Annotated in this window: 18 protein-coding genes; 10 read left to right on the plus strand and 8 right to left on the minus strand. The window is 68.9% G+C overall.

The window, feature by feature from the left end:
* Positions 1-2: 2 nt before the first annotated feature.
* Positions 3-881, minus strand: a complete 879-nt coding sequence (locus QHF83_RS15230; RefSeq protein ID WP_282418552.1) for a 1-acyl-sn-glycerol-3-phosphate acyltransferase — start codon at positions 879-881, stop codon at positions 3-5.
* Positions 878-1651: an alpha/beta fold hydrolase gene (locus tag QHF83_RS15235; protein ID WP_282418553.1), complete on the minus strand. Its 774-nt coding sequence runs from the start codon at positions 1649-1651 to the stop codon at positions 878-880. Before QHF83_RS15235 ends, QHF83_RS15230 begins: the two co-directional genes overlap by 4 nt.
* Before the next feature lie 416 nt (positions 1652-2067).
* On the opposite strand from QHF83_RS15235, the gene QHF83_RS15240 reads away from it, so the two are divergent.
* The 3 genes from QHF83_RS15240 to QHF83_RS15250 are packed head-to-tail and all read left to right on the plus strand — an operon-like array spanning position 2068 to position 4230.
* Entirely contained in the window at positions 2068-2559 is a 492-nt protein-coding gene (locus tag QHF83_RS15240) for a hypothetical protein (RefSeq protein ID WP_282418554.1), read from the plus strand.
* Positions 2560-2590: 31 nt separating this feature from the next.
* Positions 2591-3535, plus strand: a complete 945-nt coding sequence (locus tag QHF83_RS15245) for an ABC transporter permease subunit (RefSeq protein WP_282418555.1) — start codon at positions 2591-2593, stop codon at positions 3533-3535.
* Positions 3532-4230 carry a hypothetical protein gene (locus tag QHF83_RS15250; protein ID WP_282418556.1) on the plus strand — a complete coding sequence of 233 codons (699 nt, stop codon included), beginning with the start codon at positions 3532-3534 and terminating at the stop codon, positions 4228-4230. Before QHF83_RS15245 ends, QHF83_RS15250 begins: the two co-directional genes overlap by 4 nt.
* Before the next feature lies 1 nt (position 4231).
* Here the strand turns inward: QHF83_RS15250 and QHF83_RS15255 are convergent, their stop codons facing one another.
* A complete protein-coding gene (locus QHF83_RS15255) occupies positions 4232-5116 on the minus strand; it encodes a hypothetical protein (protein ID WP_282418557.1) in 885 nt (294 codons plus the stop codon).
* 69 nt (positions 5117-5185) lie between these two features.
* A complete protein-coding gene (gene orn, locus QHF83_RS15260) occupies positions 5186-5740 on the minus strand; it encodes an oligoribonuclease (RefSeq protein WP_282418558.1) in 555 nt (184 codons plus the stop codon).
* Positions 5741-5874: 134 nt separating this feature from the next.
* Here orn and QHF83_RS15265 point away from each other — a divergent pair, with 134 nt between their 5' ends.
* Entirely contained in the window at positions 5875-6966 is a 1092-nt protein-coding gene (locus QHF83_RS15265) for a cation diffusion facilitator family transporter (protein ID WP_282418559.1), read from the plus strand.
* Between the two features lie 3 nt (positions 6967-6969).
* Here QHF83_RS15265 and QHF83_RS15270 read toward each other — a convergent pair whose 3' ends face one another.
* Complete coding sequence (locus QHF83_RS15270) at positions 6970-8178, minus strand: CAP domain-containing protein (protein ID WP_282418560.1); 1209 nt, start codon at positions 8176-8178, stop codon at positions 6970-6972.
* 19 nt (positions 8179-8197) lie between these two features.
* On the minus strand, positions 8198-9508 hold the full coding sequence (locus tag QHF83_RS15275; protein ID WP_282418561.1) for a tetratricopeptide repeat protein: 1311 nt from the start codon (positions 9506-9508) through the stop codon (positions 8198-8200).
* A 108-nt stretch (positions 9509-9616) separates the two neighbouring features.
* On the opposite strand from QHF83_RS15275, the gene QHF83_RS15280 reads away from it, so the two are divergent.
* From QHF83_RS15280 to QHF83_RS15300, 5 genes are all read left to right on the plus strand, one after another.
* The gene (locus QHF83_RS15280; RefSeq protein WP_282418562.1) at positions 9617-11083 is read left to right on the plus strand and encodes an MlaD family protein; all 1467 of its coding nucleotides are present in this window, start codon (positions 9617-9619) and stop codon (positions 11081-11083) included.
* Positions 11084-11263: 180 nt separating this feature from the next.
* The gene (locus QHF83_RS15285) at positions 11264-11704 is read left to right on the plus strand and encodes a hypothetical protein (RefSeq protein ID WP_282418563.1); all 441 of its coding nucleotides are present in this window, start codon (positions 11264-11266) and stop codon (positions 11702-11704) included.
* Positions 11705-11991: 287 nt separating this feature from the next.
* Positions 11992-13056 (plus strand): hypothetical protein, encoded by a 1065-nt coding sequence (locus tag QHF83_RS15290; protein WP_282418564.1) that lies wholly within the window; start codon positions 11992-11994, stop codon positions 13054-13056.
* 56 nt (positions 13057-13112) lie between these two features.
* Complete coding sequence (locus QHF83_RS15295) at positions 13113-14744, plus strand: multiheme c-type cytochrome (protein WP_282418565.1); 1632 nt, start codon at positions 13113-13115, stop codon at positions 14742-14744.
* 122 nt (positions 14745-14866) lie between these two features.
* The gene (locus QHF83_RS15300; RefSeq protein WP_282418566.1) at positions 14867-15838 is read left to right on the plus strand and encodes a hypothetical protein; all 972 of its coding nucleotides are present in this window, start codon (positions 14867-14869) and stop codon (positions 15836-15838) included.
* 24 nt (positions 15839-15862) lie between these two features.
* On the opposite strand, the gene QHF83_RS15305 is transcribed toward QHF83_RS15300, so the two are convergent.
* Complete coding sequence (locus QHF83_RS15305) at positions 15863-16186, minus strand: helix-turn-helix domain-containing protein (protein WP_282418567.1); 324 nt, start codon at positions 16184-16186, stop codon at positions 15863-15865.
* Positions 16078-16782, minus strand: a complete 705-nt coding sequence (locus tag QHF83_RS15310; RefSeq protein WP_282418568.1) for a hypothetical protein — start codon at positions 16780-16782, stop codon at positions 16078-16080. The genes QHF83_RS15305 and QHF83_RS15310 overlap by 109 nt, the downstream gene beginning before the upstream one ends.
* Before the next feature lie 197 nt (positions 16783-16979).
* Between QHF83_RS15310 and QHF83_RS15315 the strand changes: the two genes are divergently transcribed.
* A complete protein-coding gene (locus QHF83_RS15315; protein ID WP_282418569.1) occupies positions 16980-18194 on the plus strand; it encodes a hypothetical protein in 1215 nt (404 codons plus the stop codon).
* The last annotated feature ends 2 nt before the right edge of the window (positions 18195-18196 follow it).

Consider the following 18196-nt stretch of genomic DNA (forward strand, 5'->3'; position numbering starts at 1 on the left):
CGTCAGCCGATGACGGGGTACTTGCGCTCGTCGTAGAGCTCGCCGAGGCGCTTGCGCATGCGGCCGACGACGAGGTCGAAGCCGGCCTGCACGATCTCCGGATCGGAGGCATGGTGCGGCGAGAGATCCCTTCCAAGCGCCTCGGAGAGGTGGATCGGGGGCAGGACCTCGGTCGTGATCTTCGCGGGCAGCGGGATTTGCGGCAGGAACGGCAGCGCCCAGATGCCCCACGGCAGCCCCGCGAGGATCGGCCAGATGTCGGCGGAGCGCACGATCTTCGGGATTCCGATCGCCTTCGCGAACTCGTGTCCGCCGGAGAGGACGACGACGGTCTCGTGCGAGCCGGCGGAGACCACGGGCGTGATGGGCAGGTTCCAGCGGATTGCCTGCGCGATGAAGCCTTTGCGTCCGCCGAGGTCGATGTTCGCGCGGTGCCAGAAGGGGCGGAACGACTCGCGGGCGGCGCCGGGGAAAATCAGGACGGATTGCCCGCGCTCGAGCACGGCGTCCATGGCCTTGCGGTCGGCGCGGAGCAGCCCCGAATCCGCGAGCAGCTTGGAGAACGGATCCCACAGGCTATGCAGGAGATCGTGCGTGAGGACGTAGAGCGGACGGTCGAAACCGAAATGGTCGTACCAGTGGACCCCGAGGCAGAGACCATTGATCGGCAGCACGCCGCCATCGTGATGGGAGACGATGATCGTCTGGGACGACGGGAGTCGCTCGGCGCCTCGAATCTCGCTACGGAAATACGATTTCACGATCCGCGAGATGATGCGGTGCGAGCGCTGGACGACCTCGGTCCGGATCTCGGGAACGGTATGGCCGTATTTTCGGGAGGTGCGGGGCGCGCTCGAATGCTGCGCGACTTCGGATTTCATGCGGGAATCGTCCTGGTCACCTCGGGCACGATCACGGAGCCGAAGAAACCCTCGATCGTCCGGACGACCTCGTCCGGGCATTCGATCATGGGCAAGTGGCCGCACCCAGGAATGACTCTCATTATAACCCTCGGTAGCTTGGCTGCCACCTCGGCCGCGCTCTCCCGCGGAATCAATCGGTCTCGCTCTCCCCATACGACCAGGACTGGCATACGGAAGAGATGCGCATTTTCCAGGATCGTCGGGGACACCAGATCTCTCGCCAGGTCGTGAAACACCTTCGCCATTTCGTCCATGGTCGGTTGAATGGGCCGGTCGAGAGAGTCCCTCACGAATTTCTCGGTATACGTGTTTCGAGCGACGAACACGTGTTCGAGCATCGGCATCGCCAGGCGGTCGAGCGTGCGCGACAGGAGCCACGGCTGAAGCAGCGTCTCGGCGAGCCACGGGGTGAACGACGGGTACCTGCGCATCCCCGCCGAGCCGATGAGGACGAGCCGCTCGACCCGATCGGGCGCACGGAGCGCCGCCTGCGCCACGACCTGCCCCCCGGCCGAGTGCCCGACGAGCGTCACCCGGCGCATCCCACGCTCATCCAGCCATTCCAGGAGCGTGTCGGCGTAGCCGTCGATCGTGTTCCGCGTCGTCGGTTTGTACGAGAGCCCGCAGCCCGGAAGATCGAGCCCAGCGAGGCGAAATCGCCCCTCGAAGGGCTTCACGACATGCTCGAAGTGCGTGAAATCACCCACGAGTCCGTGGACGAACACCACGCCTTCTCCCTCTCCTGCGTCGAAGTAAGCGACGCTCCCACGCCGGAGCGCGGCGAAGCGCGTAGGGAACGGAAACGACTGCGAACGCCCCTGACCCTGACCACCCGTTACGACCACGGGGCGGAGGGTACTGACGAGCCGGGCGACGTCGAGCGAAACCATTCGGCATGACGCGTCCGGGTCGGGTCACGCGCCGCGCCGAACCCGTGAAATATTGCCCACATCACGCAAGCACACGAAGGAAAGCTTTTTCGAGGATGCACGTGGGGGCTCGACGGCGCGGCCACATGGAAGTACATACGCCGCTCGCTCGGCCTCGATCCGGGGCTGGAACGGGCAAGATGACACCTCCTCGAAATCGCCGACGGTTGGCCTCTCCTCGGGTGGAATCGGAAAACCACGGCGAGCCGGGCTTCGTGCTCGCTAGCCGCGACGCGCAGGTCGATTGGGTCTTCGAGATCCTGTTCGGCAAGGGCGCGCTCGACAGGGACGATGCGGTCGGGCAGGTGCTCGACGGGCTCGTCTTGCTCGGCCTCGCCGACGAGGAAGACGAAGCGAAGAAGGCCAAAGCGCGCGTCGCCGTGGAGCGGGCGATCGACAACGGCCTGCGCGCGGGGCGCTTCGATCGGCCGAAGCGCGGCCAGATCCGGGCCATTCGTCCCGATGCGAAGGACTATTCGTCCGAGGATTGGACGCTCTGCCTGATGAACGCGCTCGACCGCGAGCCGACCGATCGTGACGCGGCCTTGCGCTTCGCCGCGTACTGGGCGGCGTCGAACACGGGTCTCTCCTTTGCGCGTTTGCAGCGTGGCGGCTCGATCTTGACGGGCCTCGACGCCGCGCTCGAGTCGGCGCTGCAGCGTGGTCGCTTCCTCGACGTGGGCGGCGGCTGCGTGCGCAAGGTCTGACAACCGATCGCTTCGTGATACGTTCCGCGCCATGTTCGGCCGGATCGGCGTCATCGCCCTGAACACGTACCGCGAGTCGGTGCGCGCGCGCATCCTGCTCGGGCTCGCGGTCGTGGCCTTCTTCGTGTCGCTCTACTCGCTCGTGGTCGGCGCCTTCACGCTGAAGAACGCGCCGCGCGTCGTGAGTGACCTCGGCGCGGCGTCGATCTCGATCTTCAGCTTGCTCGTGGCGATCGTCATCGGCGCGACCTCGCTCTACCGCGAGCTCGAACAGAAGACGCTCTTTCCGATCCTGGCCCGGCCGATCCGCCGCAGCGAGTACCTCGTCGGCAAATACCTCGGCACGCTGCTCACGATCGCGGTCTTCGTCATGGCCGACGCGGGCCTCGTGCTCCTGCTCAGCGCGGGCCTCGGCGCGGGCGACTCGGCCGCGCACCTCTCTCGCATCGCGGGCGGCGGGCTCGGCTGGCTCGTGCTCATGGGCCTCGTCGGATGGCGAATCCCGGAGATGCGCACCTACGGCGTGATTCCGTGGGCCGCGGGCATGCTCGTGCTCGGCGTGGTCCTCTCGGGTGTCGCGCCGGACGAGCGGCGCGTCGTGCTCGCGTCGAGCGTGCTCACGCTCCTCGAGATCGCCATCGTCGCCGCGGCGGCCACGCTCTTCGCCTCGTTCTCCACGCCGTTTCTGTCGGCGCTCTTGACGCTCGGCGTGTGGATCGTGGGCCGGCAGGCCGACAGCCTTTCGAGGCTGCCCGTGAAGCAATTCGGACAGCAAATACACGACATGGGTGTCGTGCTTTCGAAGATCGTCCCGAACCTGCAAATCTTCGTGCCGCCGCGGCCGCTGCTCGTGGGCGCGGCGATCGACGTGAAGTTGTCTTCGTACCTCGGCATGGCCTCGCTCACGTCGCTCGGCTGGTCGGTGGGGCTTTTGGCCGTGGCTGCGCTCGTCTTCAACGAGCGTGATTTCCTGTGAGCGACGCGGCCCCCACGACTTCGATTTCTCCCGAGCGCGCGCGCTTCGTCACGCGCGTCGTGCGCGCGCTCGGGGCCGCGGCGATCGTCGGGCTCCTCGTCGGCGCGGTGACGGCGCGCGTCGTGTGGTCGGGCGAGTCGGAGATCGCCGAGAGCACGGCGGCTTTGCGGCGCGGCGATGCGTACGAGGCCACGGTGCGGGCGCGGAGGGCCGCGGGCTGGTATGCGCCGGGCGCGCCGCACGTGCGGGTCGCCTACGAGCGGCTCGCGTCGATTGCCACGACGGCGGAAGGTCTCGGCGATCGGGATCTCGCGCTCCTCGCCTGGCGCGGCGTCCGCACGGCGGCGATCGAGACGCGCTGGCTGCTCGTGCCGCACAAGGAGGACCTCGACCGCGCGAACCTGGCCATCGCGCGGATCGAGGCCGCGGCGCCGCGTCCGCCGGGCACGCGGACCGAGCCGCCGCAGCGCATCGAAGAAAAGCAGCTCGCGGCGCTGCTCCGTGACGAGGCTCCGCGCACGCCGTGGGTCGTCCTCCTGCTCGTCGCGTTCGTCGCGTGGGCGGGCGGCGCGGCGTGGGCCGTGCGCCGTTCGAGCGCCTCTCCGGACGGCATCGACCTCGCGCGGGCGCGGGCGGGCGTGTTCGTCGCGCTGGCCGGCGTGCTCTTGTGGGTGCTCGCGCTCTGGCGCGCTTGATTCAGGGTTTGGCGAGGCTTATCTCCGCGGGCGCGCCCGTCACGGGCGAGGACGCGACGACGGGCGAGGGCAGGAGCTTCGGCCGCGGCTGCGCGCCGTGCGTGGCGTCGGCGAAGGCCACGAGCGCGTTCGTCTGCACGTGCACGCGCTTGGCGAGCGAGCGCGCCCCATCGGCGGCGATCTTCCCTTGCTCCTCCTTGTGCGAGCGCGCCGCGCCGATCATCTGCTCCTTCTTCGACACGCGCAGCGGCTCGGTCACCGAAAACAGGATCGTCCCCGTGCGTACGTCGAGGAAATCGGCCTGGGCGATCCCCTGGCTCTCGACGGTCACGCCCGGCGCGAAGAACATGCCGAGCACGGTCGGATAGAGCCACGCCCAGCCGTTCAGGTGCGTGCTGTCCTCGAAGCGCTCCGAATAAAGCACGAGATACCGCAGCCGGTAGCGGGCGGCGATCACGCGCAGCCCCTCGATTCCGCCCACGTTCGGCAGGTCCGTCGAGATGTCCGTGACCTGCGAGAAATGCGGATTTCCCGCGAGCGCCTTGGCGAAATGGTGCGACGCCGTGTTGCGGAGGCCGAGGGACGGCGATCCTTTGGGATCAAAGGGTTCGGCCAGGGGAATCACGCCAATGCGCGCCGGGAGCTGCAGATCGATCGGCGCTTCGAGCACGGTTTGCAGGTCCTGCTCGGTGAGCGCGCCGGTCACGTCCTTCGTGAAGTACGAGCGCTGGAGCGCGGGCGCGGTGGGCGCGACCATTTCGGGCCGCGCGGCGGCGTAGGCCTGGGGCTCGGCCACGGGCGACGGCGCGCCGCCGCAGCCGGCGAGAAGGGCGATCGAGGCGAGGACGGGGGCTACTATCGAGGCGAGGCGGGTCGGGGCGATCATGGCGGGTATCCGTTCTCCGTGGCGTGTGCATGGGAACGGGATCGCCGCCTTCGCCTTACACGGCGATCGTCAGGCGCGCGCGAGGGGCGCGAAGAGCAGCTTCTGGTAATGGGCGAGCTCCTCGATCGATTCGCGGATGTCGTCGAGCGCGCGGTGCGTCTCCTTTTTCTTCGGCGCCTGCCGCTCTGGACACCACCGCTTCACGAGCTCCTTCAGCGTGGACACGTCGATCATGCGGTAATGCAGGTGCGCCACGAACGCGGGCATGTAGCGGTCGAGGAACTCGCGGTCCTTCCAGACGGAGTTGCCGCAGAGCGGCGCCGTCCCCTTCGTCACGTGCTTCTGCACGAAGGCGAGCGTCTGCGCGGCGGCGTCGTCGAGGGTGACCTTCGAGGTCGGGATCCGTTCGAGCAGCCCCGAGCGCGCGTGCAGCTCGCGGACGAAGTCGTTCATCGTGGCGAGCACCTCGGGCGGCTGATGGATGACGAGGTTCGGCCCTTCCTCCACGACGCGAAGGTTACAGTCCGTGATGATCGTCGCGATCTCGACGATCGCGCAGCGCTGTGGATCGAGCCCTGTCATCTCGAGGTCCACCCACACGAGGCGGTCCGACGGTTCGGCCATGGGGCGGAGCATAGTCAACGAAGCCCGCCCCCCGCCAAGTTTTGACCCGCTCGGCTCGCCCGCGTGCGCGTCCTCGCGCCCGAGCGCGTCGATCGGTGCCTTCGCCCGCTCCCGGATGGACTACCCTCCCGGCCATGGCCCGTGCGGCGCACCCCGATGAACACGCGCATCACGACCACGCGCATCACGACGGTCACGATCACGACCACGATCACGACCACGACGAGCACGACCACGCGCACGACGAACGCGCGAAGGGCCACGCGCACCACGACCACGACCACGGCCACGCGCACGGCTTGAGCGAGCTACGGCGCACGCCGATCCGGCGGCTCGTCCTGGCGTTCACGATCACCGCCGGCTTCATGGTCGTCGAGGCGATCGTCGGCTTCTTGTCGGGCAGCCTCGCGCTCCTCGCGGACGCGGGCCACATGCTCGCGGATGCGGCCGCGCTCGCGCTCGCCATGATCGCGCAGCGCATCGCGTCGCAGCAGCGCACGCGCGCCCGCACGTACGGCTATCGCCGCGCCGAGGTGCTCGCGGCCTTCGCGAACGGCGTCGCGCTCGCGCTGACGGCCGTGTGGATCTTCGGCGAGGCCGTGCATCGGTTCAACGAGCCGCGCGCGATCGATGGCACGGCCATGACGGCGACCGCGGCGGCCGGCCTCGTCGTCAACCTCATCGCCGCGGCGGTGCTCTCGTTCGGCGACAAGGGGCACAACATCAACACGCGCGCCGCGCTCGCGCACGTCCTGTCCGACGCGCTCGGCTCCGTCGGCGCGATCGTGGGCGGCGTGCTCGTCCTCTCGCTCGGCTGGACCCGGGCCGACCCGATCATCAGCGGCGTCATCGCGCTCTTGATCTGCTGGGGCGGCTTCAAGCTCGTGCGCGACACCTCGCACGTGCTCATGGAGGGCAGCCCCATCGAGATCGACATCGCGCACGTGGAGGAGACGCTCCTCAAGGTCCCCGGCGTCGTGGGCTTCCACGACCTGCACGTCTGGTCGATCTCGGAGGGCTTCGACGTGCTCACGGTGCACATCGTCATCGCCCGCGGCTTCCACGGCACCGACGTCGTCCAGGCCGTCGCCGCGCGCATGCGCGAGGCCCACGGGCTCGAGCACTGCACCATCCAGCCCGAGCCCTCCTCCGAGCCTCAGCTCGTCCCCCTTCGCCGCAAGTCTCAGGAAGGAAACCCTTCGACCTCAAACGAAGGGAAAGCCTGAACGTCACGACCCCGAGAACAGCTCCGTCACCCAGTACGACCCATCCGCCCCGCGCGACACCGCCACCCCCACGCGGGTGAACTTCTCCAGCAGCAAATTCCCTCGGTGCGACGGGCTCGCCCAGAGCGCTCTGTGCGCGTTCGGCAGCGAGCTCGCGCTCGCCACGTTTTCCCCGGCGATCGCCGCCTGGATCCCCGCTGCCTCGATGCGCTTTCGTGGATCGCCCCCGCCCACGTCGTGGCCCACGAGCCGCGTCTTCATCATCTCCTCGGAGTGGGCCCGCGCCACCTTGTCGAGCGCCGCGTCCCGCACGAGCGGCTTGCGACCTTCGGCGATACGCGCCGCGTTGATCATGCGCAGCATCGCGTCCGCGTCGTCCTTCGCCCCCGCCGCGGCCTCCTCGCCCGGCACCGCGGCTCGAACGAACTCGCTCGGCGGCTTTTGCCCTGCGTAGATCGTCGTTTCCAGCACCGGCCGCGGTCCCGTCGACACCGTCGCGAGCACCTGCACGAGCCACGCGCCGGGCTGGTCCACCGAGAACGTCGACCGGATCTTCCCGCCCGACAGCGAGCTCGGCACCGTGCGCGGCGCCGCGCGTGGCCCGAGCAGCACGACCTGCACGCCCGAGGCCGGCACGAGCATCGTTCCTTCCAGCGTGATCCACTGCCCCACGCGCGCCGTCGTCGTCACCGGCGCCATGTCCGCGAGCGCGTCGAACGTGATCACCGTCGCGACCGACGCCCCGCCTTCGCCGTCGAGCTTCGCCACCCCGCACCGACGCGCGCCGAGCGAACGAAGCCCGCCGATCCACCCTTTGAAGCGCGTCCCCGTGTCCGCGTCGTCGAGGTTCACCCCGGAGAGCGACCACGCCTTCGGCCAAACGTGCGGGTCTCCCGCGGCGCGCAGCGAGAAGGCGAGCTCGTCGGCCGTGAGCGCGCTCGCCCCGTCGAGCTGGCGCCGCGCCACGATCGCCGCGACCTCCATGAGCGCGCTGTCTGCGGGCCCGCAGAGGCCGAGCAGCGGGGCCTCGCGCGGACCGGTCTTCGGGGCGGGGCGAGGGGACGAAACGGTGGGCTTCCAGGTGACGCGCAGCGCGCCGGCCTCGGCGGACGCGACGAGCGGCAGCGCGAGGGCGGCGAGGGCGGGCAGCGAGCAAACGAGCGCGTGGAGGAGGGACGGACCTCGGTGCAATCGACGCGAATGAGCGTTCATCGACGATCTCCGGGTGGGGTCAACGCGCCGCCGTGTACACCCCTTGCGCGGGGTCGGCGACGAGCGGCGTGCCGAGCATCGTGCGTTCGACGTAACGCACCATGGCCTCATGCACCTCGCGTGGCGCGCTCCGCGCCCGCTCGGGACGGTGCCGGCCCAGGATCTCGGTCATGACATACCCGCCGAGCCCTTCCTCGTGGGCGACCTCGAGCAGCGCCTCCATCGCCGGATCGACCGCCGCGCCGTCCTTGGACATCCGCGCGGCGACGTACGCCCCGATGGCCGACTCCATGCAGATGAGCTCTTCCATCATCGTGAGGTGGTAGGGCACGTCCTCGGGCTGCTCGAAGATCCGAGCGCGGATCTCGGGCTCGTAGCGCATCACGGCGCGACAGCCGGCGTAGATCCGCGCGGGATCGCCGCCCGAGGAGCCGACGTGGATCGCGCCCACGTTGTCGACGTCGAGGAAGACGCGGAAGAGGGGCAGGCGTGTGTGGCGCGACGAAACGAGGCCGTTCGAGAGCCGGTCGGCCAGATCGAGCGCGCGGCGCGAGGCGGGCCAGAAGGCGATGGCCTCGGCGACCTTGCGGCGCGCTTCCTCCCGATCGCTACGTTTCTCGGCGAGCTCGGCGAGCCGGAGGTGCGCCGTCGCGAGCGTCGGGTCGATGCGGATCGCCTCGTCGAACGCCTCGCGTGCTTCCTTCGGCTGGTTTTGCGCGACGAGCATCTCCCCGAGCTCGAGGGCAATCCCCGCGGCCCGCGTGAACCCGAGCGCCGCGCGGAACGCCTCGGCGGCGGCCTTCGTGTCGCCGGCATCGCGCTTCGATCGGGCCGTCGCGAGCGACGCCTTCGCCTCGTCCGACAGCTTTACCGTGGTCAGCGTGAGCGCGCGGTCCTTGCGAGCCACCTCCGCCGTTTGCCAGGGGTCCGGCTCTGCGGCCGCGGGCGGACCGTACTGCGCCACCAGGTTCGCGAGCTCCGGCGCCGCGTCGTCGAGCGCGTACAGGCGCGGCGATTTGTCGATCACCGTGACGATCAGCGTCGAGAACCGGACCGTCCTCCGCAGATCGTCGAGGCGCGCGGGGCCCGCGTACTGGAAGCGCTGCAGGTCTGGATAGACGCGCGCCGCGGGCACCTGAATCGGCGTCTCGACCGGGGCGAGCAGGGCGCGCTGCGCCGCGGTGTACGCGGGGAGCCACGCCGGCCTATCGCCGCTCCCCGGCGTTTCTGCGGCCGGGGCTGTGGGGGCGGGCGTCATCGGCGCGGCGCCGGCGCAGCCCGTGGCGCCGAGCGCGAACGTCACGAGCGCTGCCGGAGCTACGCCACGCATGCTTCAGGTGGTAGCAAATTTCGGCGCGCCTGACACCCCCGGTGACCACGCCCCGGCTGCAAGAAAGGGGCGCGTCTCTTCGGCATTTCCGTGGTACGCTCGGTTTGCTTGGGCATCGAGGTCAATAAAGGCGCCAAGGTCGGCTTGATGACCGTCGCGCTCGCGGCTGCGGCGTTCGGCGCGTATCGCTTCATCTCGCCCGATGCGGGCACGGAGAACGGTTATCGCGTCTGGGCGTACTTGCCCGACGTGACCGGCGTGGCGCCGCACTCGCGCGTGATGATCCAGGGCATCCAGGTTGGCACCGTGGACCGCATCTGGCTCGACGGCGGCAAAGCGCGCGTCGACATCAAGATGTTCCCGACGGCCCCGCTCTACGACAACGCGGCCATTGGCAAGCGCGCGACGAGCCTGATCGGCGAATACTACATCGTGCTCGCGCCCGGGACGGAAGGTTATCCACGCATCCCGGATCAGGGACAGATCACGCACTACATCGAGGAGCCCTCGATCCAGTCCTTGCAGGGGCAGGTCTCCGAGATCCTGAAGGACGTCAAGACGGTGACCGAGTCCTTGAAGGGCACCGTCGGCAGCGACACGGGCAAGGATCAGCTCGAAAAGATCCTGAAGAACCTCGCCGAGGTCACCGAGGCGCTGAACGAGACCGTCCGGGAGAACCGCACGGCGGTCCGCGACACGATCAACAACATCAACACGATCACCCAGAACTCGCAGCCGAACATCAACGCGATCCTCGACAACCTGCGGCAGGTGACGGGCGACGTCCGCAAGATGACGAGCGCCAACGGCGGGGACGGCAAGGCGGGCGAGCTCCGGAGCGCGGCGGCGCGCATCGACAAGGCGACGACGTCGCTCGAGAGCGCGCTTTCGCATGCGGACAACGTCGCGGCGCGGATCGATCGGGGCGAGGGGACGCTCGGCAAGCTCACGAAGGACGAGACGCTCATCAACGAGGTCGAGAGCGCCGTCGGCGACGTGGGCGAGCTCGTCGGCGGCATGGGCCGATTGCAGACCATCGTCGGCCTGCGGACCGATTACAACTTCCTCGCGAACACCATCAAGAGCTACGTCGAGCTGCGCCTGCAGCCGTCCGAGGACAAATACTACCTCATCGAGCTCGTGAACGACCCGCGCGGCCTCACCACGTTCGAGCAGATCGACGTCGACACGACGAACCCGAACGACCCGCCGCATTACCGTGAAATCCGCACGGTCACGACGAACGCGTTCCGCTTCTCGTTCCAGTTCGCCAAGCGCTTCGGCCCCTTCACGGGCCGATTCGGCATCAAGGAGTCGACCGGCGGCATCGGCCTCGATCTGCATCTGCTCGACGATCGATTCGAGCTCCGGCAGGACCTCTTCGGCTTCGGCGAGCAGATCTCCCCGCGCTGGCGCGTCGCGCTCGCGTACGAGTTCATTCGCAAGCTGTGGCTGCTCGGCGGCGTCGACGACATCCTGAACGCCGACCGCCGTGATTACTTCATCGGCCTTCAGCTCCGCTTCAACGACAAGGATCTGAAGACGATCCTGCCGTTCGCGCCGCCCGTGTTCTGAGATCGCGCAGGGTGCGGAGCCCGCGTCGCACCGATCACTCCGCAGGCGAGGGGCGCGGCGATCGCTCCGCAGCCGATTTCCCGCGCAAATCGCGGATCCGGGCCGCGAACGACCTCGGCATGGCCCGTGCAATTCCTCCTCGCGAGCGCCGCGACAAGGCGCTGTCCCAAGGAGCCAGCCATGACGCACGTCCCCTCGTTCTTCCGCCCCCTCGCCGTCGCCCTTTGCCTCGCTTTCGCCGCCGCGCCCACGGTCGCTTTCGCGGGTGAGGGCAGCGCCCCGGCCGGCGCCAAGGCCGAGGCGGGCAAGAAGAAGCGCGTCGCCTTCCCGATCCCGGCCGATCAGTTCACGAAGCACATGGAAAAGCGCATCGAGAAGGCACGCGGTCGCATGGAGAGCCACATGAAGGCGAAAAACCTCCCCGAGGCCGACCGCGTCGCGCGCCGCAAGGCCTTCGACGCGAGCGCCACCGAGGTCCGCGCCGCCGCCAAGCGCGTCGCGCAGGACGGCACGGTCACGAAGGAGGAGGCCAAGGAGGTCCGCAAGCTCGCGAAGGGCCTCAAGCCGGGCGGCCACAAGAAGGGCCGCGACCACGCCAAGAAGCCCGGCAAGGCCGCCTGATCCGCCTCCCGCCCCTCACGCCCGCCTCGACCGGAAGCCTTCGCTGTACTACTGAACAACCGCACCCTGTACACGCCGGTCGAGGCGGCTAGGACAACGTATCCTGTCAAACGTTGTGCCCGTTCGTCCGCCTGAAACCACAGCGGTTTTTTCCCGGTGGATCCTGCGCCAAACCTGGATCGAGAGCCCCGTTGACATGGACTGAAACTTCGTTCAGTATCCGGCCCAGGTCGCGCCTCGCCCGGACGTGCTGCTCGGGCCTGCTCGCGCGCGCCAGGGATCTCGTCATGGCTCCGCCCAGCGCCAGTCATCGTGTCGTTTGCCTCGGAGTGCCCGGCGTCCCGGAGCTCGGGTGCGAAGAGACCAATGCCCGCGACGTGTTCCGCCTGTTCAGCGGAGCCCTCGGGCCCCCCGGGACGGTCGCGACGTGTCTCGTCGGCGAGGACGCCACGAAAAAGGCCGTGAAGAATGCGTTCGACGCGGCGTCGCGCGAGAGCGCGCCGTTTTTCGTGCTGTATTTCTCGGGTCGGGCCAGCGAAAAAGGGCTGCACGTCGCGGATGGCTGCATCGGCGCCGACGCGCTCGCACGTCATTTCGAGCGTGTGACGGCGCAATCGGTGCTGTTCGTCCTCGACCTCGTGGTTGGCGCCGCTCCCGATGAAGAGGTCGTGCCGACATGGGTCGAGGCGGTCGCGCGCGCACGCAAAGGCCTGCGTGTGGCGGCGGCGCGGGCGACCCGGATCGGCGCGGGCACGGAGGGCGCGGGGCGGGCGCGGTTCACCGGCGCGCTGCTCGAAGCGCTGCAGACCTCCGACGGCGATCTGGAGTTCCAGGGCGCGAAGTACATCTCGGACATGCGGGCGCTCGACGAGTCGCAGGCCATTTTGCGGCGCCGGTGGCATGCGACCCATTTGCCCGTGCGGATGGGTCCATTGGGGGATTTTCCGCTCGCGCGTTGCCAGGCTGTCTCAGGCATTGGAAACGGATCGATTCTTGGAGTCGCGGCCGGGACGCGGCTCTCGGCGACGGTGCGTTATTCGATCGAAGGGCGCGCGCACGTGCCGACGGTTCTGCATTACGCGCTCGAAGACACGAGCCACGAGGTGCTCGGGGAGGGCGAGGTGGTCGTGGTCCCCGACGGACCGGTGGCCGTCGGTCGCCAGCGTATTCGACTTCCCGCGCGCGTGCTCGCCGAGCATACCGTCTGGGGGCCGACGCTCGAGCTCGGCGAGCGGGTCCACGTCCGATGGCGTATCTCTTTGCGAGACGCCCGGGGTCGCACGCTTGATCGCAAGGTCTTCGGCCACGAATACGCGGCCACGCCGAAGTCGTCCCGGCGCTCGCGGAGCTAGGCGGCGAGGCGGCCGGGCGGGTACGGAGGGCCGCGCGCTGTGCTACAAGCCGTCCGATGCCTCGCGCGCTCCCCAGCACGGCTCTGATTCTGTCCCTCGTCCTCGGAGCCACCGTGGCCGCATGTCAGGGTTGCCGTACGCCTCCCGCCGTCACCGCCGAGGAGGACGCAGCCTCCGCGCAGCCGACCGTACGCCTCTACCTCCTGAGCACGGTCGCCGGCGCGATCGAGCCTTGCGGTTGCACGAAGGATCAGCTCGGAGGCGTCGATCACCTCGCGGCCTTCCTCCGCGCGGAGTCGGCCGCCGCGCCTTCGAGCCTGGTCCTCGGCGCAGGTCCGATGCTCTTCGGCGAGCCGACGCTCAGGCCCGACGAGGTGACGCAGCAGTCGTGGAAGGCCGAGACGCTCGCCGCGGCGGCGAAGGAGCTCGGGCTCGTGGCGTGGGCGCCCGGCTTGAACGACTGGGCGGCCGGCGGCGAGGCGCTGACGAAGTACGTCTCGACGGCGGGATCGGCGCTGCTCGCGGGCAACGTCGAGGGCGTGCCAGGCGTGACGGGCGTCGTGGTGCGTGAGGTGTCGGGCGTGAAGGTGGGGATCATCGGTGTCGCGGAACCGCGGGATCGCGCGGGAAAACTGCCGGACGGGATCACCACGAAGCCCGCGCTCGACGCGATGAAGGCGGGGGTCCTCGAGGCGAAAAAGCAGGGCGCGCGCGTGCTCGTGGGGCTCGCGGCGATCCCGCGCGGCGATGCGCTGCGGCTCGCGGACGCGATCCCGGAGCTCACGGTGCTCGTGCTCGGCAAGCCCCAGGAGACGGACCACAACAACGACGCGCCGAAGCCGCCGATGCGCGTGGGGTCGACGCTGGTCGTGGAGACGTCGAACCACCTGCAAACCGTGGGCGTCGTGGATCTCTACGTACGGGCGCGGGACGCGGAGGTGCTCTCGTTCGCGGACGCGAGCGGGATCGAGCGCGCCGAGGAGCTCGTCGTGCTCGCGGGCCGCATTCGCGACCTCGAGACGCGGATTCAGTCGTGGGAGAAGGGCGGCAAGGTGAAGGCCGAGGATCTCGCCGCGCGCAAGGCCGACCTCGAAAAGCTGCGCGCCGAGAAGGCGAAGCTCGAGGAGCCGATGCCTTCACCGAAGGGCAGCTTCTTCCGGTACAAGCTCGTCGAGGTGCGCGAGAAGCTCGGCATCGAGCCGGCGATGGCGACCAAGCTCGTCGATTACTACAAGCGCGTGAACGAGCACAACCGCACGGCGTTCGCCGATCGCAAGCCCGCCGCCGCGCCGGCCGGGAAGGCGAGCTACATCGGCATCGAGGCGTGCACGGTTTGTCATGACGAGGAGCGCAAGGTTTTCGACGGCACGGCGCACGCGAAGGCGTACGAGACGCTGGAGAAGGACTTCAAGGAGTTCAACCTCGATTGCGTGAGCTGCCACGTGACGGGCTACGACAAACCCGGCGGCTCGACGGTCACGTTCGTGGACAAACTCAAGGACGTGCAATGCGAGGAGTGCCACGGGCCGGGGTCGCTCCACGCGAGGAAGCCGGATGCGAAGGGGCTCATCATCCTGAAGCCCGACCCGCAATCGTGCGTCTCGCAATGCCATCACCCGCCGCACGTCGAGAACTTCGATCCGGTGGCGAAGATGGACCTCGTGCTCGGGCCAGGGCACGGGAAGTAAGGCGTTCGCCGATTTCGTGGCCCTCTCGGGGGGCGTCGCGGACGGCGAGCGCCGAGCTGTGCCTCGCTCCGCGGTAAAACGTTTTACTTGACGGAACCCCGCCCCACCGGTACAGGGCGCGCGTGTCCCCCGAAGACGACAGCGTCGACTTGATCCTGCGCCACATCTCGCAGCGGTTCCCGGACGAGCTCGCGCGTGGTCTCCTCGGATGCGAAGGGCCTCTCACCGCCGCCGTGCTCGAGACCCAGGTCACCTCGCGTCATCGCGAGCTCGATCGCACGCTCGACGTACGCATCGACGGGGAGCGGAGGCTGCTCCACGTGGAATGGCAGACCGCGATGCCCGCCAACATGCCGTATCGAACCTACGAGTATCAGGCGCTGCTCGGCTTCGCGGTCGCGGAAGAGAACAAGAGCGGCCCGGAGCTGGTGCCGCCCATCGAAAGCATCGTCGTCCTCCTGGGCGGTCGTGAGGAACCGTGGCCCCTCTATGGCACCTACAGGGTTTCCCCGCGAGGCGCACCGTTTTCGGGCGTGCATTTCCGCATCGAGCCGGTCTATCAGCGGACGATCGCCGAGCTCGCGGCCTGGGGCAGCTTCTGGCTCGCGTTCGCGCCGCTCGCCGTGGACGCGGACGAACGGAGCGTCGCACGCGTGCTCGGCGAGCTCCGCGCGCGTGTCCCGCCCGCGACGTTCGACGAGCTCGGCACGGCCATGGCCGTCCTGGCGGAAGCGGATCAACGCGAGCGGGGATTGCGAGACGTGGTACGATCGCTGTTGCCGAGGGAGCTGGTGATGCAGAACTGGATCTACAAGGAAGGGCTGGAGGAAGGGTACTCGAAGGGCATCGAGAAGGGCATCGAGAAGGGCATCGAGAAGGGCATCGAGAAGGGCATCGAGAAGGGCATCCACGAGGGCCTCCGGCCGCTCGTTCACCTCTTCGAGCGCCGGCTCGGCCGTGCGCTGACCGAGCCCGAGCACGCGACGCTGCTCGCGCGCATCCGCGCCGACGGTCCCGATCGAGTGGGCGACGCCGTCCTCGACCTCTCCCCGCAGGACCTCGCCGCCTGGATCGCCGCGACGAACGGCCATTGATCGCCGTTCCCGCCTCGCGCGCCGTCACCCCTTCCGCCGCAGTCGCGGCATTCCGTACGCCGATAACCTCCCGACCAGCGTCCGCCGCGAGATCCCCAATATCCCCGTGGCGCATGTCTGGTTGCCCGCACATCGAACGAGCGCCTCGTCGATCCGCCGCCGCTCGATTGCGTCGACATGGCCGACCGTTGGAGGCCTGGCCGACGAAATCCAGTTTCGGCGCTGGTTTGCCTTCGCGTTCAGCCGCGCGGGGGCAGCACGACGTTCATCATGACCCGCGTCGCATTGCCCTCGCCGTCTCCCGGCTGGGCGCGGATCACGACGCGGTCGCGAAAGCGGTACGTGCACTCGATCGACGAGAGCCCCGCCGCATGGAGACGTTCTTCGAGCTCCGGGAGCTGAAGCCTGCGCACGGGTCCGTCGAGGCCGCCGCGGGCCCAGGGCGCGCCGAGCGTCTCGACGAGGAACAAGGAGCCGCTCGGCGAGAGCATGGCCGATAGCTCTTCCAGCGCTCGATCGAGCCAAGCGATCCCGTCGCGCAGCGTCCCACCGCGCAGCTCCATCACGGGCATGAGCACGCTGCCCACCGTGACGACCGTCGCGAGCGGCGCGATCGCGAGCCCGCCTTCGCCGAGCCCCTGCGTGATCGACTTGATGCGCGTCGAGCCACGGTGGAGGGCCTCGGCGAGCGCACGTTCGGCGCGGATGATCTTCTGCACGTTCGGCTCGACCAGCGTGATGCGGCCGAGCGCGGGGTAGGCCGAGGCGATGAGGCGCGTGAGCTTGCCCGTGCCGGCGCCGACGTCGACGAGGTGATCGTCGACGTCGAGCGGGGGGAGCGAAAGTACGAGCTCGCGGTAGTGCTCGGGCTCTCGCTCGGGCCCGGCCGTGAAGGTGGTGTCGTGCAGGTCGTACCAGTCGGGGTGCTCCCACGGGGGCATCATGCCCCGAGCTTATCGCGACGCCGCGGCCCGCGCCACGCCCGCCCGCCCGCCCCCGGGAGCCGCGCATGCGCCGCGGGCGGGTTCGGCCGGACGTACCCTGGGTTTGCCCGCGGGGGGTTCCACGAAAAAAACACGCCCGCCGACAAACGTGGAGGTTGTCAAACCGGGCCGTAGCTTCTATAGTTTGCCCTGGAACGATGTTCGTCTGGACAACCAACGGCGCGACGCACTGTGAGGGCTTCGACGAGACAGGCGCGCTCTTCGGCGGCCTCGGCGCGATCGTGCTCGGGGGATGTTTCGGGCTCGTCTTCTTGCCTGCGTCCTGGGGCCTCGTGGTCCTCGGTATCGTCGTCACCGTGTGCGCGGGCTGTCGGTATTCGATCCGGATTGGTCCGGATGGCATTCGCCTGACGCTCTACCGGTTCTGGCTCGTCCCCGTGCACCGGCGGCATTCCTTGCTCGACGCGGACATCGACATCCACCACGACCTCGACGCGGCGGGGCCGAACGGCCTCGTCATCCGCGAGCCGTACGCCGATCCCGGCTTCGACAACGAATCCGACGTGTTCGGGCCCAGCTTCGGCCCGCCGCGCCTCTTTCGGCTGCACGCGCGGCTCGTCACCGCGCTCGAATCCATGCGCGCGGCCGCGTCCCGTACGCCGGTACCGCCGGAGCTGCGCAATTTCTGGCTGGGGCCGCAGATGGGCGCGTTCGACCTCGTCCGTGCCATTCGCGACCAGCGCGGACGGCTCCGGCGGGTCCGTTCGGTCTCGCCCGTGTACGTCGGCGAGGTCGAGCTGCCGCCGGGATCCATTTTCCATTTCAATGAAGACCGCTTCCTCGACCCGCGCCGGGAGGACCGGCTGCACGAGGTGGTGCTCGGCGGGCCGATTCCGCTGCTCGGGAGGACGGTCCGCCCGGGGGCGAGCCTCGTGTTCGCCCCCTCGGGCCGTTTGTCGAGCCTGCGCGGCGCATTCGAATCGGAGGTGGAGATCGACGGGACCTGGGTGAACGGGCGGGACGTGCTCTCCTTCAATGAAGACGGCGAGCTGATGGGATTCACGCTGGCGCGGGACGGACGCGCGGCGGGCCGCCGTTTCCCCAAAGGGAGCCGTTTTCAATGCTGGCCGGCCGACGACGTGCTACCGACGCGCTGGACCGTGCGCCTCGGGGGCGCCTTGAAATTGCCCGAGATCACGCTCCGCGCCGGCGAGTCGATCGAGCTCTCGGACGACATCACCCGGATCACCGCCATCTGCCCGCGCCGCGACGTGAACGCCTCCGGGCTCGTGGTGCGGGCCGGCATCGTGCCGATTCCGCTCCGCAACGACGGGCGAATCGACGTGGCGGGTTGCTTGAAAAATGGAATTTTGCGGCCTCGCGAGGAGGCCGAGGAGCAACGAGGCTTCTGACC

Origin of the sequence: Polyangium sp. 15x6 (assembly GCF_029960785.1) — a bacterium.
Taxonomy (GTDB): Bacteria; Myxococcota_A; Polyangia; order Polyangiales; family Polyangiaceae; genus Polyangium.